The 15,264-nt window shown below is 69.1% G+C and carries 17 protein-coding genes; 9 read left to right on the top strand and 8 right to left on the bottom strand.

Annotated elements, in window-relative coordinates:
• On the bottom strand, nucleotides 1-133 hold a 133-nt coding region (locus DVR07_RS20510; RefSeq protein ID WP_162829655.1), incomplete at its 3' end, for a Sec-independent protein translocase subunit TatA/TatB.
• A 151-nt stretch (nucleotides 134-284) separates the two neighbouring features.
• Here DVR07_RS20510 and DVR07_RS20505 point away from each other — a divergent pair.
• The gene (locus tag DVR07_RS20505) at nucleotides 285-734 is read left to right on the top strand and encodes a hypothetical protein (RefSeq protein ID WP_115799175.1); all 450 of its coding nucleotides are present in this window, start codon (nucleotides 285-287) and stop codon (nucleotides 732-734) included.
• Nucleotides 735-756: 22 nt separating this feature from the next.
• The gene (locus DVR07_RS20500) at nucleotides 757-1,512 is read left to right on the top strand and encodes a CPBP family intramembrane glutamic endopeptidase (protein WP_115799174.1); all 756 of its coding nucleotides are present in this window, start codon (nucleotides 757-759) and stop codon (nucleotides 1,510-1,512) included.
• Between the two features lie 55 nt (nucleotides 1,513-1,567).
• Here DVR07_RS20500 and DVR07_RS20495 read toward each other — a convergent pair whose 3' ends face one another.
• The 3 genes from DVR07_RS20495 to DVR07_RS20485 form a co-directional block, all read right to left on the bottom strand.
• On the bottom strand, nucleotides 1,568-1,861 hold the full coding sequence (locus DVR07_RS20495) for a hypothetical protein (RefSeq protein WP_394338823.1): 294 nt from the start codon (nucleotides 1,859-1,861) through the stop codon (nucleotides 1,568-1,570).
• Nucleotides 1,862-1,906: 45 nt separating this feature from the next.
• The gene (locus tag DVR07_RS20490) at nucleotides 1,907-2,869 is read right to left on the bottom strand and encodes a transcription initiation factor IIB (RefSeq protein ID WP_115799172.1); all 963 of its coding nucleotides are present in this window, start codon (nucleotides 2,867-2,869) and stop codon (nucleotides 1,907-1,909) included.
• A gap of 143 nt (nucleotides 2,870-3,012) precedes the next feature.
• Nucleotides 3,013-3,660 (bottom strand): GNAT family N-acetyltransferase, encoded by a 648-nt coding sequence (locus tag DVR07_RS20485; RefSeq protein ID WP_115799171.1) that lies wholly within the window; start codon nucleotides 3,658-3,660, stop codon nucleotides 3,013-3,015.
• Nucleotides 3,661-3,987: 327 nt separating this feature from the next.
• Between DVR07_RS20485 and DVR07_RS20480 the strand changes: the two genes are divergently transcribed.
• The 3 genes from DVR07_RS20480 to DVR07_RS20475 all read left to right on the top strand — a co-directional run bounded on the left by DVR07_RS20480 (nucleotide 3,988) and on the right by DVR07_RS20475 (nucleotide 5,484).
• A complete protein-coding gene (locus DVR07_RS20480; RefSeq protein ID WP_115799170.1) occupies nucleotides 3,988-4,323 on the top strand; it encodes a hypothetical protein in 336 nt (111 codons plus the stop codon).
• 123 nt (nucleotides 4,324-4,446) lie between these two features.
• Nucleotides 4,447-4,569: a hypothetical protein gene (locus DVR07_RS22570; RefSeq protein WP_255457664.1), complete on the top strand. Its 123-nt coding sequence runs from the start codon at nucleotides 4,447-4,449 to the stop codon at nucleotides 4,567-4,569.
• Between the two features lie 165 nt (nucleotides 4,570-4,734).
• Nucleotides 4,735-5,484, top strand: a complete 750-nt coding sequence (locus tag DVR07_RS20475) for a ribonuclease H-like domain-containing protein (RefSeq protein ID WP_115799169.1) — start codon at nucleotides 4,735-4,737, stop codon at nucleotides 5,482-5,484.
• A gap of 47 nt (nucleotides 5,485-5,531) precedes the next feature.
• On the opposite strand, the gene DVR07_RS21895 is transcribed toward DVR07_RS20475, so the two are convergent.
• On the bottom strand, nucleotides 5,532-5,702 hold the full coding sequence (locus DVR07_RS21895) for a hypothetical protein (protein WP_162829654.1): 171 nt from the start codon (nucleotides 5,700-5,702) through the stop codon (nucleotides 5,532-5,534).
• Between the two features lie 266 nt (nucleotides 5,703-5,968).
• On the opposite strand from DVR07_RS21895, the gene DVR07_RS20465 reads away from it, so the two are divergent.
• Nucleotides 5,969-7,426, top strand: coding sequence for an arylsulfotransferase family protein (locus tag DVR07_RS20465; protein ID WP_115799167.1), 1,458 nt, complete (start codon nucleotides 5,969-5,971; stop codon nucleotides 7,424-7,426).
• Nucleotides 7,427-7,578: 152 nt separating this feature from the next.
• Here the strand turns inward: DVR07_RS20465 and DVR07_RS20460 are convergent, their stop codons facing one another.
• A complete protein-coding gene (locus DVR07_RS20460) occupies nucleotides 7,579-8,289 on the bottom strand; it encodes a DICT sensory domain-containing protein (RefSeq protein WP_115799166.1) in 711 nt (236 codons plus the stop codon).
• A 114-nt stretch (nucleotides 8,290-8,403) separates the two neighbouring features.
• Here DVR07_RS20460 and hemH point away from each other — a divergent pair, with 114 nt between their 5' ends.
• Both hemH and hemG read left to right on the top strand, forming a co-directional pair.
• Nucleotides 8,404-9,468, top strand: a complete 1,065-nt coding sequence (gene hemH / locus DVR07_RS20455; RefSeq protein ID WP_115799165.1) for a ferrochelatase — start codon at nucleotides 8,404-8,406, stop codon at nucleotides 9,466-9,468.
• Nucleotides 9,465-10,805: a protoporphyrinogen oxidase gene (gene hemG / locus DVR07_RS20450; RefSeq protein WP_115799164.1), complete on the top strand. Its 1,341-nt coding sequence runs from the start codon at nucleotides 9,465-9,467 to the stop codon at nucleotides 10,803-10,805. The genes hemH and hemG overlap by 4 nt, the downstream gene beginning before the upstream one ends.
• Nucleotides 10,806-10,851: 46 nt before the next feature.
• Here the strand turns inward: hemG and hemE are convergent, their stop codons facing one another.
• On the bottom strand, nucleotides 10,852-11,862 hold the full coding sequence (hemE, locus tag DVR07_RS20445) for a uroporphyrinogen decarboxylase (protein WP_115799163.1): 1,011 nt from the start codon (nucleotides 11,860-11,862) through the stop codon (nucleotides 10,852-10,854).
• 645 nt (nucleotides 11,863-12,507) lie between these two features.
• Here hemE and DVR07_RS20440 point away from each other — a divergent pair.
• A complete protein-coding gene (locus DVR07_RS20440) occupies nucleotides 12,508-14,073 on the top strand; it encodes a glycosyltransferase (RefSeq protein ID WP_115799162.1) in 1,566 nt (521 codons plus the stop codon).
• Here DVR07_RS20440 and DVR07_RS20435 read toward each other — a convergent pair whose 3' ends face one another.
• Nucleotides 14,074-15,252: an AI-2E family transporter gene (locus tag DVR07_RS20435; protein ID WP_115799161.1), complete on the bottom strand. Its 1,179-nt coding sequence runs from the start codon at nucleotides 15,250-15,252 to the stop codon at nucleotides 14,074-14,076. It abuts the gene before it with no gap.
• Nucleotides 15,253-15,264: the final 12 nt, after the last annotated feature.

Below are 15,264 nucleotides of genomic sequence, written 5' to 3'. Positions count from 1 at the left end.
TGAACTCGCCCATGGCCTCGCCGGTCGAGCGGGCCAGCTTCGGGATCTTGTTCGCGCCGAACAGCAGGACGGCGATGAGGAGGATCACCATCATCTCCATCCCGCCGGGCACGGGTCCGAACAGTGGTATCATCTTTGACTCTGTCTGCACCGATAGCCCCTTCACTTGTAGGCTTTTCCCCCGAAAACGGGGGCTTATAGGCTTTTCCCACTCCCTTCGACGGCGACTCCGACCGCGTGCCGAACCGCCTGGGCATTTAATCCCTCGCGTCGAACCGTCGCGCGTGCCCGGCGCATCACGAGACCCGGACGCGACGCCCGCCGCACTCGCCCGCGAGCGCGTCCTCGACTCCCATCGCGAGACGGTCGGGACCGTCCTCCGGTGCGCCGACGCGGTGGCCGACTCGTGGGACGGCGGGTCGACCGCCGACCCCGCCGCTCTGGCCGACCCGCTTCGGGCCGGACTCGACGCCGCCGGCGCGTGGCGGCGCCTGCCCGAGGCGCTCGCGGACGCCGTCGACGCGACCGGCGAGTCGCTCTCCGCACACCCGGTCGCGGCCCCGCCGTACGTCGTCGCCACGAGCCGCGGCCCGATGCTCCGGGCGACCCTCTCGGAGGGACGGCTCGTGGTCCTGCTCCGGGCGTTCGAGATCGAGCGCGCGCCGAACGAGCCGCCCCGATACCGTCGCGGGCCGCAGTCGCCCGCCGACGCGGTCCGAGCGACCTTCAAGTGACTGCGTCGCGTGTCTCGACGGGATGAGTCGAGCACGAATCGGCGGTCCGGGCGCTGGCGCCTCGCCGGGGCGCGCCCTGTTCGCGGCGGCGGCGCTCGGCCTCGGCGGGTACGCGTTCGCGGTGGTGGTCGTCGGGCTGGCGTCGGTGGCACTGCTGGCGGCGGGCGTTCCCCTGATGGAGCGGCCGGCGCTGCTGCTCGCCCTCTCGGTCGTGATGGGCCAGGGCGTGGCGTTCGGGGCGTTCGCGCTCGGATACCTGGTCTACACCGGCCGGGGGCCGCGCTTCGTCGGGGTTCGCCTCCCGACGCTGCGGGACGTCGGGTGGTCGGTCGGCGGCACGGTCGCGCTGTTCGCGGGGCTCGTCGCCCTCTCGGCGCTGTTCTCCGCGTTCGGCGTCCGGTCGGCGTCGAACGCCGTCGAGCAGTTCGGCGAGCAGGACCCCCGGATCTTCCTGCTGCTGGTCCCGCTGTCGTTCCTGTTCATCGGACCGGGCGAGGAACTGCTCTACCGAGGCGTGGTGCAGGGTCGGCTCCGGGAGGCGTTCGGCCCCTGGGTCGCCATCACCGCTTCGAGTTTCGTCTTCGCCGTCGTCCACGTCTTCTCGTTGCAGGGCGCCGGAAAACTGGCGTATCTGGCGGTACTGCTCGTCCTCTCGCCGGTACTGGGCGCCGCGTACGAGCGGACCGGGAACCTCGTCGTCCCGTCGCTCATCCACGGGGCGTTCAACGCGGTCCAGTTCTACGTCGCCTATCTGGGCGCGACCGGCGGGCTCCCCTGACCGCCCGGGGTGAGCCCGGTCCGGCGCGACGTGGCCCGGCGGCCGAATCGGTCGCTCACTCCGACCCGCCCGCCCACCGCACCACCCGGAAGCGGTCGTAACCGCCGTAGGCGAGTTCGAGGGCGCCCATCCACCAGTTCCACTTCTCCGGGAGCGTGAGGTCGTCAGGCGCGTCCCGGAGGTTCTCGACGACGACCGAGACCGTCAGCTCCTGGTCCACGTCGGTCGCGAACTGTCCGCAGTCGGCCAGGTCGCGGGCCTGCCGCGCCACCACTCGTCGCGTTCCGGCGTCGCCGCCGAACTCCTCGTCCAGTCGTCGCTCGAATCGCTGCCCGATTTTCATTTCCATTGTCGTCTCCGCCACTGGTAGGGTAGCGTGGTCCCCTACGGTCGCTCAGTTGTAAAGTCCGATGGCCTTGATCTGCTCCTGGTACCGGTTGCGAATCGTCACTTCGGTGACCTGGGCGACGTCGGCGACCTCGCGCTGGGTCTTCTTCTCGTTGCAGAGCAGCGACGCCGCGTAGATCGCCGCGGCCGCGTAGCCCGTCGGGGACTTGCCCGAGAGCAGCCCCTTCTCGGCGGTCACGTCGATGATCTCGTTGGCCTTGCTCTCGACCTCCTCGGTCAGGTCGAGCTCCGAGCAGAACCGCGGGACGTACTTCTTCGGGTCGACCGGCTCCATCCCGAGCCCGAGCTCCTGGGAGATGTACCGATACGTCCTGCCGATCTCCTTGCGGTCGACCCGGGCCACCTCCGAGACCTCCTCCAGCGACCGCGGGATGCCCTCCTTCCGGCAGGCCGCGTAGAGCGCGCTGGTGGCGACGCCCTCGATGGACCGGCCCCGGATGAGGTCCTCCTTGAGCGCCCGTCGGTAGATGACCGACGCGACTTCCTGTACTGATCTGGGGACGCCGAGCGCCGACGCCATCCGGTTGAGCTCGCTGAGCGCGAACTGGAGGTTGCGCTCGCCCGCGTCCTTGGTCCGGATGCGCTCCTGCCACTTGCGCAGGCGGTGCATCTGGCTACGCTTCTCCGAGGAGAGCGACCGACCGTAGGCGTCCTTGTTCTTCCAGTCGATGGTGGTCGTCAACCCCTTGTCGTGCATCGTGTTGGTCGTGGGCGCCCCGACCCGGCTCTTGGACTGGCGCTCCTGGTGGTTGAACGCCCGCCACTCGGGCCCGCGGTCGACGTTGTTCTCCTCGACGACCAGGCCGCAGTCCTCGCACACCAGTTCGCTTCCGCCAGCGTCGGCGACTAACGACCCGCCCTCGCACTCGGGGCAGGTCTGAGAGTTCTCGGACTCCTCGTCTTGTACCGTCTCTTGCTCCCGCTCTCGCTGGCGGATCGGACCCGTCATGAGTCTGTAGGTAGGGCGGTACGGTAAATAAACCCTCCGCGGAGATTCGCCGTCGGTTCCGACCGGCGTTCGCCTTCGGAACGCAGGTCGACCGGGCGATTCGGCAACCGTTTCGGTCACGCCTCGCCGATTCGTCGAGCCGGCTACGCGCCGCCGTCTGCCCCGTCCCCGGTCGCGGCCCGGTACTGCTCCCGCGAGACGGTGTAGCGGTGGAGGTCCACCACCCCGTCGTCGGTCGCCGCGAAGTTGCGGAGCACACTGTCGTGCTGCCCGCCGAAGCGTGAGATGTACTTCTCGATGGCCCGCCGGGACTGCTCGTTGCCCGTCTGGTGGGTGACGGCCACCACTTCGAGGTCGAGGCGGTCGAACGCCACCTCCATCAGGGCCGCGGCGCGCTCCCCGGAGTACCCCCGGCCCCAGAACGCCTTCCGGAGCCAGATTCCCAGTTCTGCCGAGCGCCGCTCCCAGTCGAAGTCGAGGTTGGTCGTGCCCGCGAGTTCGCCCGCCTCCCCGGCGGACTCCTGGGTGTCTTCCTTGGACTCCTCACTACCTTCCCGCGGAACGACAGCGTAGGTGGCCTGCTCGCGGTCGTCCCACTGGCGCTCGATGTCGACGAGGTAGTCGCGGGTGTCTCTCGGCGTCTCGTGGGGCTCCCACATGGCGTACTCGCTGACCGCGTCCATGTTCGGCGCCCCCTCGCGCATGTGGCGGTAGAGCTCCGCCGTCGGGACATTCTCCCGGCAGAGCCGAACGAGTCGCAGTCGCCCGGTCTCGATCTCGTCGGGAAACACGCGTCGCACTCGGCGCCGGACGGGGTTGTGTGCTTCGGCCCGCCCCGGACCCGCGCGTCGCTGCGCGCGACCCGTCGAACGCACCGCAGAAGCGTCGAATCCAGTTTGGGGGTAGTGATGACGGGATACCAGCCCGGGATGACAGACACTGACTATCAGTCAGGCCTGCGTTAGTATCCCGTAGCTCCTAGGTTATTATTCTACGGATTCGCACGATACTGGCCAGCCCTGTTCGCCGGTGGTCGGCGCTGTCGCCGAGCGGGCTACTACTTTCAGTTTCACCGCGGTTGGCTCACCGCTTTAGTGGTGGCTCCCCAACGAAGTACTATGGCCAGTTCGGTCGCGTCCGCCGGGAGGACCGAGCGCTTCGACGAACTCTGCGAGGCGATCGCCCGCGAGCGCGGCGGCGCCGACGTCTACCTCCAGGCCGCCAACGTCCTGCGCCGGGAGAACGGCGCCTACTCGCTGGTCGGCCTGGAGGCCGGCGGCGAGCGCGCGGTCTACCACTACGAGGGCGTGTTCGCCTCCGCCATCCCGTTCGACGCGGAGTGCGTCCGCCAGCGCGAGGCCGAGACCCTCGCCCGCAACGAGCACGTCCGCGAGGCCCTCGCCGACGTCGAGTACGCGTGGGTCGCACCGGCGTACCGAGATCTAATCGACTGACCCTCGACCGACCGCCGGGGACGCCGAGACGTCTCGACCGACCGGTAGAACGGCGACGACCTGTCAGCCGTCCGGACGCCGGCGTACCCTACTCTTTTGGTCCCCCACTGTCAACCTCCGCGCATGACCGAGGAGACCATCCTCTGCCCCGACTGCGGGTGGACCGGCGTGAAATCCGACATGGACGAGACCGCGGGCGTCCACTCCTGTCCGATCTGCGACACCGACATCGAGTTCGTGGACTGACCCGTGACCCCGACCCCGACTGACTCGCGGTGCTGCCCGGCGCGACGGGCCGCGCAGCTCGCGGCTGGACCGACGCGATTTCGAACGACGGTATCGAGTTTCGACACCGAGGCGGCCCGCCCGAACCACCAACGACTAAGACCCCTCCCGCCAATCCGGCCTCCAATGAAACTCCAGAACTCGTTCATCGCCGCCGCCGGCGTGGGCGAGAAGACCGAGCGGGACCTCTGGCGACGGGGGGTCACCCACTGGGACGACTTCGAGGCCGACCTGCTCGGCCCGAAGACGGGGGCCAACGTCCGGGCGTTCATCGACGACGCCCGCGACCGACTCGACGCCGGCGACGCCGACTTCTTCGCCGACAGCCTCCCGAGCGGGAGCCTCTGGCGGGCGTACGGCAACTTCGCTGACGACGCCTGCTTCTTCGACATCGAGACCACCGGCCTCGACAGCGCGCGCCACGACGTGACCACGGTTAGCGTCCACCGCGGCGGCGACACCCGGACCTACGTGCAGGGCGAGGACCTCACGGCCGACGCGCTCGCCGAGGAGTTCGCCGAATCGAGCATACTGGTCTCGTTCAACGGCAAGCGGTTCGACCAGCCGTTCCTCGAGGACAGCTTCGACCTCGACGTCGAGACGCCCCACCTCGACCTGATGTACACCTGCAAGCAGATCGGGCTCTCGGGCGGTCTGAAGCGGGTCGAGCGAGCGGTGGGCATCGACCGCGACGACGAGGACGTCGACGGCCGCGAGGCGGTCCGGCTCTGGCGCCGCTACGACCGACAGGAGGACGACGCGGCGCTCGACCGGCTCGTCCGGTACAACCGCGAGGACGCCGAGAACCTGCGGTCGCTGCTCGACCACGTCCACGGACGCCTCCGCGCCGACGTGTTCGAGTCGCACCTGCCCTGACGCGGCGAATCGGCTTCTGTCGCCGGATCCTGTCCGACCCCCGCTCGCTACGTACTGCTCCTGGCAGGGTGGCGCAGGAGCGCGACCGCGGACGCCGCCAGGCCGACGACCGCGCCCCGCCACGCGCCGACCCCGAACTCCGCGGCGGCGTACGTCGCAAGGCAGGGCAGGAGGAGGTGGATTCCGAGCAGTTCGAAGTCGACGGGGACGCCGAGCACCTCGACGGCCCCTTCGGCGGACGTCGGTTCACGCCGGCCGTCGATAGCACCGCACGGTAGTCCCTTCGGTTTCGCCCCCGGCCCGTCCCCAGTCTGCAATCGACTGGTGGGAAATCGACTCGCCGGGGGCTCAACCCGGTCGTTATCGCTCGGTGATACGTCAGACGAGGTGTTGGTGCACTGTGGATTGACCGCGAGCGCAGTTCCGCCGACCGTGTGTCGCTGTCGCAATAAAGACTAAATACGTATTCGTTGCCAAATTGGTAGTGGCTCGAAAACGTCGTCTCCGTGCGGTCTTCGCGATTCTGCTCGCAGTCACGGCGCTCACGGTCGGGTCGGGCTACGCCATCAATTCGGCGGACGGGACGGTCGAGGACAACCTCGGCCCCGACGGTCCGGTCGACCCGAGCGCGCGGGTCGCCCCGCCCGCCGACGGCATCACCGTGGTCGCGACCGACTCGAACTCGTGGCTCGGGAGTCGCGGGGAGGGCCCGCGAGCGCGGGCCGAACTCGTCGCGTTCGCGCCGAACGGCTCCATCCTCTACTACAACGATTCGCACACTCGGTACTGGGACGTCGACCCGGTGGCCGGCACCAGGGCGACCGTCGAGTACGGTTACTCCGACCACCTCTCCGCGTCGGAGTGCCCCGACGAGTGGAACGTCTCGTCGTACGCCGTCGACCGCGAGACGTGGGACGAGTACATGGACGCCCAGGAGGACCTCTCGGTCTGCACCCGGAACGGCTACCAGCGCGTGAACCTCACGACCGGCGAGGTCACGCCCGTCTGGTCGCAGGTCACCCCCGGCAAGCCCGAGACCCGGTTCCACGACGTCGACCGTATCAACGACACCCACCTGCTGGTCGGCGACATCTACCTCGACCGGGTGTTCGTCGTGAACGCCGAGACCGGCGAGATCGGGTGGCGCTGGAACGCCTCCGACGCGTTCGACCCCGCCGAGACCGGCGGCCCCTACCCGGAGGACTGGACCCACATCAACGACGTGGAACTGCTCGACGACGGCCGGGTCATGGCGAGCCTGCGGAACCACGACCGGGTGGTGTTCCTCGACCGGGGCGGCGGCCTCATCGAGGACTGGACCCTCGGCGAGGAGGACAACTACTCCGTGCTGTACGAGCAGCACAACCCCGATTACATCAACGAGTCGATGGGCGGGCCGGCGGTCGTGGTCGGCGACTCGGAGAATAACCGGGTGGTCGAGTACCAGCGGCAGAACGGCACCTGGGTCGAGTCGTGGACGTACCGCGACGCCCGGATGCAGTGGCCCCGGGACGGCGACCGGCTGCCGAACGGCCACACCCTCGTCACCGACTCGAACGGCAACCGCGTCTTCGAGGTGAACGAGCGAGGCGAGGTCGTCTGGAGCGTCGACGTCTCGTTCCCCTACGAGTCCGAGCGGCTGAGCACCGGCGACGAGAGCACCGGTGGGCCGAGCGCCGCGAGCGCCGACCTCCCGGCCCGGACGCCGCCGCTCGACGAGCGGGTCTGGATCTTCCTGAAGAACCTGATCCCGGGCAAGTACCTCAACGGGCTGATGTACATCACCCCGACCTGGATGGGGTTCCCCGAACTGTTCGCTGCGGTCCTCTTCGGGGTCGTCGCCCTCCTGTGGCTGCTCACCGAGTCGGTCTGGCTGGTCGCGCCCCGCCTCCGGTCCGCGGTCGCGGAGTCGGACGTCGACGGTCGGGTCGAGGACGACTGACCCGCGTCGGCGCGGCTCGAACCACGCTCTCCGACCAAATCACCCCCGATTCGTCTCGGCCGACCGGACGGCCCGCTGACGGTTGAATCCCGTCTCCGAACGGGACGTAACGCCGACGAGGCGTCCGTACCGCTCCCCGGGTCTCCGGCGCGCTACGAGTACGCCGACCGGAGGTGGTCGAGCGCCTCGTCGACGATCTCGCCGTCGTAGGTCCAGAAGCCGGCGAACTCGCCGGGGTCGCGCTCCTCGGCGACGAGCGCGCAGTCCCGGCCGTCCGGAGCGTCGAACGACACGATCCACGAGCTCCGGATCTCGGCCGTGTCTTCGGCGTGGATAGTCAGCCACTCGGTTTCGGGCGGCCGCCAGTCGGGGACGCCGTAGGCGTGGATGTCGACGCCGCGTTCGGCGATGCGGGCGTAGAGGTCCCACTGCTCGCGGAACAGCGACAGGTCCTGAAATCCGGCGTGGAGCTCGCCCCCGCCGGTCCGCCAGGCTCGCTCCTCTATCTCCCGGGAGGCCAGAATCATCCGGCGCTTTTCGTAGGTGCTGAACGTGGTGTCGCTGACGTGCTTGAGCACGTCCGGGACCTGGGTCTCCTCGAAACTGGTCGCGTCGACGAGGCCGGTCTCGAAGGTGACCGTGCGGCGGAGTCGTTCGAGGTCGGCGGCCGCCAGGAACTGCCCGCCCTCCTGCAACACGACGAACGCCTCCGGGCCCTCGGAGACGGAGGCCTCGTTCACGTCGACGTTCTGGACCTCGAAGTGGCGCTCCAGGTCCGAGACCGCCTTCGAGTCCGGCGGGTCGTAGACCGTCAGCGTTCGGTCGGTCCCCGTCACGTCCTCGATGATGGACGAGAGTGTCATTCGGTGGTCTACATAATAAATTGCACTGAGAGTATTAAAAGTTATACGTCGCCGGACGAAGAGAGGCCGCCGTCAAGCGACAGCTATTACAGCGCACTGTCCTAACCCCCGAATATGACCACAGGAGTTGTCCTGCTCAACTTCGGCGAGCCGGCCGAACCGACGCGGGAGAACGTCGTGGCCTACCTCGAGCGCATCTTCCTGAACAACGCCTCGCTCGAGGAGGCCGACACCGAGGAGGAGGCCCGCGAGCGAGCCCGGCAGCTGGCCGAGCGCCGCGTCCCGGGGCTCATGGAGGAGTACGAGGAGATCGGGGGCTCCCCGCTGAACCCGCAGGCCGAGGCACAGGCCGACGCGCTGGCCGCCGAACTCGGCGACCGGGGCTACGACGTCGAGACGTACGTCGGCATGCAGTTCACCGAGCCCTTCGTCGGCGACGCGGTCGAGGCCGCCCGCGCCGACGGCGTCGACGAGCTGGTCGGCCTGCCGGTCTACCCGCTCTGCGGCGCCTCGACGACCGTCGCGGCGCTCGACGAGCTGAAGGAGGCCGCGGCCGAGCGCGACTGGGACGTCTCCATCGCCGAGATCACGGGGTGGCACCGCCACCCGCAGTACAACGCGCTCCGCGCGGACAACGTTCGCCGGTTCGCGGCGGCCCACGACGTCGACCTGACCGACGAGGCCACCGAGCTCGTCTACTCGGCCCACGGAACCCCGCAGCACTACCTCGACGAGGGCAGCCGGTACGACCTGTACGTCGAGGAGTTCTGCGAGGTCCTGGGCCGGAAGCTCGGCATCGATTCGTACTCGCTCGGCTACCAGAACCACGAGAACCGCGACATCCCGTGGACCGAGCCCGACGTCGAGGAGGTAATCGAGGAACTCGGCGACGACGACTCCGTCGAGCGGGTCGTGGTCGAGCCGGTCAGCTTCATGCACGAGCAGAGCGAGACCCTCTCGGAGCTCGACGACGAACTCCGGGAGGAGGCCGAGGACGAGGGCCTGGAGTTCTACCGCGTCCCGGTGCCCCACGACGACGACCGGTTCAAGGGCGTGCTCGCGGACCTCGCCGAGCCGTTCGTCGGCGACTTCGACCCCGGCTACTACCAGTACCGGCAGTGTCAGTGCTCGGACTCGCCGAACGCGATGTGCCTGAACGCGCCGGTCGAGCGGACATGAGCGGCCGAGCGGACGAACTGCAGGCGGACGAAGACCTCGGCCGGGTCGGCATCGTCGGCGGCGGCATCACGGGGCTCTCGCTGGCCCACTACCTCGCCGAGCGGGGCGTCGAGTTCACCCTGTTCGAGGCCGCGCCCGAGCCGGGCGGCGTCGTCCGGAGCGACCGCGTCGACGGCCACGTGGTCGAGCGCGGTCCCCAGCGCGTCCGGCGCACCGAGCGCGTCGACGGCCTGATTTCGGACCTCGATCTGGAGGACGAGGTCCGGACCGCCGACCCCGACCTCCCCATCTGCGTCTACGCCGGCGGCGACCTCCACCCCGCACCGTTCTCGGTCGAGGAGTTCGGCGAGACCGACCTGCTGTCGGCCGAGGCCAAGCGCGCGGTCCTGGGCGAACCCTTCACCGACCCCGCCGACCCCGAGGAGACCGCCGCGGACATGTTCACCCGGAAGTTCGGCGCCGAGACCTACCGGAAGCTGCTCGGCCCCCTGTTCGGCGGCATCTACGGCTCGGACCCCGCGGCGATGCCGGTCGGCCACGCCCTGTCGGGGCTGGTCGCGCTCGAACGCCGGGACGGCAGCCTGCTGAAGACCGCCATCAAGCGGACCGCAGGCGGCCGCGACCAGCCGCCTGCCATCTCGTTCGACGACGGCCTCGGGCGACTCCCGGAGGCGCTCGCGGAGGCCCACGTCGATTCGATCCGGCTCGGCGCGCCCGTGACGGCGGTGCGGCGCGTCGGGGACGGTGCTTCTCCCCCCTACACACTCGAAACGCCCGACGGGACGGCCGCCTTCGACCGCGTGGTTCTGACGACGCCCGCGGACCTCACCGCCGATCTCGTGGCCGACGTCGCGCCCGATTCGGCCGCGGCGCTCCGCGAGCTCAACTACAATCCGCTCGCGATGGTCTACCTGCGGGCCGACGTCGAAGCCGAGGGGGAGGTCGACCCCGCCGCGCTGGGCTACCAGGTCGGATTCGACGAGGACCTCCGCACGCTGGGCGTCTCGTGGAACGACAGCATGTTCGAACGCGGCGTCTACACCGCGTTCCTCGGCGGGATGCACGACCCCGACGTGCTCGACGAGAGCGAGGAGAAGATGGGCGAGATCGCCGCCGCGGAGTTCGAGGAGGTGACGGGCGCGCCGGCCGAGGTCGCGGACGTGAACGTGCTCCGACGGGGCTTTCCGGCCTACGACGACTCGTGGGACGCGGTCGAGCGCGTCGACCTGCCCGACGGCGTCCGGCTAGCGACCAACTACACCGCCCGGATGGGCGTCCCGAGCCGGCTCCGGGAGGCCGAGTCGGTGGCCGAGGAACTGGCGGGGGAGCTCTCGTAACCGGGCGAAACGACGCTTTTTGCGACTCTCCGGGCGAAATTCTCTCCTACCACTCCCACTCCTTCGCCGTCTCGACGAACGCCGTCGCGTTCTCCACGGGCGTCTCGCGGTCGATGCCGTGGCCCAGGTTCAGGATGTGACCCTCGGGGCCGGCCTTCTCGATGACCTCCGCGGTCCGCTCGCGCACGAACTCCTCGTCGCCGAGCAGGTATGAGGGGTCGAGGTTGCCCTGGACCGGCGTGTCGCCCAGCTGCTCGCGGGCCTCGGCCATGTCCACCGTCCAGTCGAGGCTCACCACGTCGGCGCCCGCGTCGGCCAGCAGGTCGAGCTTCCCGCCGGGGTTCCGGACGAAGACGACCGTGGGCACGTCGACCGCGTCCAGAATGCGCTGGTGGAGCGGCTGGAGGAACTCCCGGTAGTCGTCTGGCGTCAGCAGGCCGGCGTAGGTGTCGAACAGCTGGATCAGGTCGGCGCCGGCATCGACCTGGTACTCGACGTAGTCGACCACGACGTCGGCGAAGCGGTCGAGCAGCGCCCGGAACGCCTCGGGGTACTCCACGCGGAACCGCCGGACGGGCTTCTGCTTCTTGCCCGCAGGTCGGCCCGCGACCGCGTAGGCCGCGAGGGTGAACGGACCGCCGGTGAACCCGATGATGCTGGTCCGGTCGCCGACGCTCTCCTGGAGGCGTTCGAGCAACGCGCCGACGTAGTCGAGTTCCTCGCGCACGTCGGCGTGGCTCTCGGGAACTTCGTCGGGTCGGGTCACGGGGTTCTCGACGACCGGGCCGACCCCGCTCTCGATGCGGTAGTCGAGCCCGAGCGGCTCGAGCACCGTCAGGATGTCCGAGAACATCACCAGGCCGTCGGGCTCGAAGATGTCCCACGGCAGGAGGGTGATGCGCTCGGCCACCTCGGGGTTCGAGATGGCCTCGCGGAACGTGTAGTCCTCGCGGATCTCGCGGTACTCGGGGATGTACCGGCCGGCCTGCCGCATCAGCCAGACCGGCGGTCGCTCGGTTCGCTCGCCCCGCGCCGCTCGCACCAGCAGGTCGCTCATTACTCCGGGCTTGGGACGCTGCGGGCTAATGGTTTCGGAATCGCGACTGGGAACGGGACGAATCGCTGGATATGAAAGTAGGAGGTGACCAGCACCAGTCAGCGGGGCCGCCGTGAAGAACCTCTCGAAAGCCCCCGCCCGGTCGCGGTCGCTGACCGACATATCCTCGGCTCACCTTCGGTTCGCCTCGGATAGGGGTCGCTCAGACGACCAAGCGGTGCGCCGGGAGACGAACCGCGTCTCCCGCGGTCACGCTCGCTTCGCTCGCGTGACCGCGACCGGGCGGACCCTTTCATCCACTCGACGGTGGTTTTGTCGGCCGGGCGTCGCTCGGTGATCTGTCCGAACTGGCGCACGCTGGCGGACCATGAGGGTCCGCCACGCCGCGCGAGGGACGACTGAGTGAGCGACGCGAACGAGGGAGGAGGCTGGGGAGGCGTGAGGCTGTTGCGGTTGCGGTACTGTGCGGTCGCTGTAACATGGGTGTCGGCAGTAGCTAGCTTCTCTCTGCCGTTGACGTTCTTCTCGGGCTCGACTTACTTGTTCGTCGAGCACCGGCCGACAAGATAGACGTCCAGAACGGCCGAGACGTTCAAACTGCTCACCGCCGTTTTCACCCATGCGACCACAAGCGACCTCTCCACCATGCGCGTCCTCATCGTCCCCGAACTCTACCGGCCCGACGACCCGAGCGCGAACGGCACCCTCGGCGACGCCGCGACGTGGGTCGACGGGTGGCTCGATCGCGACCCGCACCTCCACGTCTACTGGCTGGTCCCGCCGCAGGTCCCCGACGAGCCGATTCTGGCCGACCGCGAGCAGGTCACCGCGATTCGTGCCGAGCCCTTCGGTCCGCACGGCGACGACTCCGAGCTGTCGGAAACGGATGCAGACGAACCCAGCGCCGACATCTTCACCGAGGGCGGCTACAGCTGGGCCGAACTCGCCGCGCTGAAGCGCGAGATCTACGACCGGGGCGCGTACCTCGACTGCGTGGTCGACCAGCGCCGGACCGGCCGGTTCGACCTCCACAAGTGGCTCTGCGAGCGGACCGACCGGTGGGCCGCCGACGTCGAGCCGTTCGACCTAATCGCCAACGTCCACGACCTCCAGGTGCCGTTCAAGTACCGCTACTGCTCGTACCGCGGGCCGTTCCAGAGCAGGATGGCGATGGCGGCGGCGGTCTTCGCCGACGGCATCTGGTTCAAGGCCGGCGTCGACGCCGACCGCCTCCGCGAGCGCGCGACCGACGTCCTCCGGCCCGAGGTGGTCGAGGCGGCCCTCGACGAGGCGGCCGAGACCGGCAGCCCCATCGACTTCTCGGGGTTCGAGGAGTCGTACGCCGACGAGCCCCGGTACCTCCACCTCGCGGGGTCGCTCTGGGAGAAGAAGCGCGCCGACAGGCTGCTCGCGGTCGGCGAACGCCTGCACGAGGAGTACGACATTCAGACTCTGTTGACCAGCATGGAGCACGTCCCCGACGAGTACGCCGACCTGTCGTGGGTCGAGGCCCACTCCGAGGCCGACCGCGAGACCTACGAGGCCGCGCTCCGGCGGGGCGACCTCGCGGTCTGCGCCAGCGAGTACGAGACCATGGCCCGGACCCCGTTCGAGCAGGCGGCCAGCGGGCAGGTGCTCGTCCTGCGCGACGAGCCGTGGATCTACGACTGCGTCCCCGAGGACTACCGACTCGCGGGCGACCCCGACGACCTCGGGAACCTCGCCGCCGAGGCGGTCGAGCACTGGGACGCGGCGGTCGGCGAGAACCGCCGGCTCGTCGACCGCGTCGAGCGCGTGCGGGACCCCGACCGGTCGGCACGGCGGACCCACGACGACCTCCGGGCACGCGTCGCGGCGAAGCGCGAAGCGTACGAACTGGATCCGACGGACGGGCCGGTCCGCGACGCGCTCGCGGACGCCGCGGACTCGGAGAATGCGCTGTCATCGCAGACGCGCTCCCGGGCGGCCAGCGCCTCGACAGCCGTCGCGGGCGAGACGGACGCGGATTCAGAAGTCGATACGGACACTTTCCCGCGGGCGGTCGATCTCGACGACCTCCGGGCGCGAACCGCCGATTACACCGACGACGGTCGACCCGTCACCGCCGACGCCGACTACGCGCTCGCGGACCTCGTCTACGCGCTCCGGTCGCTGGGATACCGGGACGCGGGGAATCCGGGAACGCCGGTGTTCCTGGAGAAAGACCGGTGATCACGACGAGGCCGACGCCGACTCGTCGCCGTCCTCCTCGCCGCTCTGGCCGAGGTCGCGCTCGCCGAGCGAGGGCGCTGCGTCCACGTCCGGCGTCAATTCGTCGCCGTGGATGAGGTCGGTCACGACGATGCGGACCGCCTGGATGACCAGCACGAAGAACAGCGGGAGCAGGAAGAACCCGTACCAGCCGAACAGCATCGGGCCCAGCAGGTACGCGAACATCATGATGCCCATGTGGATGTCGTTGCCCGAGATGTACGGCTGGAGGAACGTCTGGGGCAGGATGTCGAGCAGGAGGAACGAGACCACCAGCAGGCCGATGGGGTAAATCATCGTCACGCCGCCCTGCTGGGAGGCGATCCACGCGAGGTACCCGACGACGGGGACGTAGACGATCTTCCCGACGACGAGCGGGACGAGGCTCGCGACCCCGGTCAGCAGCGCGAGCAGGATGGGGAACGGGATGGTCAGCGCCGCCGGCGCGAGGAAGTTGAACCCGTAGTAGACGACCGCCGCGAGGATGGCCATCGTCAGCACGAACAGGACGTTCCCGTAGAAGACCGTCTCCAGTTCGTCGTCGACGGCGTGGGCGTAGGCGTGGCCAGTCGTCCCCTTGGCGGCCATCTCGTCGCGGAACCACGCCGCGATGCGGTCGTCGTCCCGGAGCAGGAAGAACGCGAGGCCGAACGACAGCGAGACGAGGACGAGTGCGCCCACGACCGCGCCGAGCGCGGCCATGGCGGCGCTCGCCACCTGTCGAAGCCGGCCGGTGTCGACCGACTGGAGCTGACCCGGGTTGTTCACCAGCATGTTCACGAGGTTCTGCTGGTTCGAGGTGAGGCTCTCGGCGTTGAAGAACGACGCTATCAGGCTGCTCCCGGGGAGCCCCGACAGCGACGCCACGTCGCGTAATCCCACGAGAACGACGTAGCCGATGATGAGCAGAATCGGCGTCACGATGCCCAGCAGCGTCAGCGCCGCCGCCGCGCCGTCGCTGTCGATGTACTCGTCGATCCGGTCGTAGATGGGTCGGGAGGCGTAGTAGAGGAACACGCCCAGCACGAACATCCCGACGAACGACCAGCCGATGTAGACCACACCCACCGCTAACGCGACGACGTAGAGCCACCATGCGATGCGATTCCGGTCGTAGTCGAGGAACTCGTTCCAGTTCACGGGTGACTACCC

The organism is Halorussus rarus, from assembly GCF_003369835.1.
Lineage (GTDB): Archaea > Halobacteriota > Halobacteria > Halobacteriales > Haladaptataceae > Halorussus > Halorussus rarus.
The sequence above is the reverse complement of the archived record's forward strand: the minus strand, read 5'-3'. Positions and strand labels throughout refer to the sequence as shown.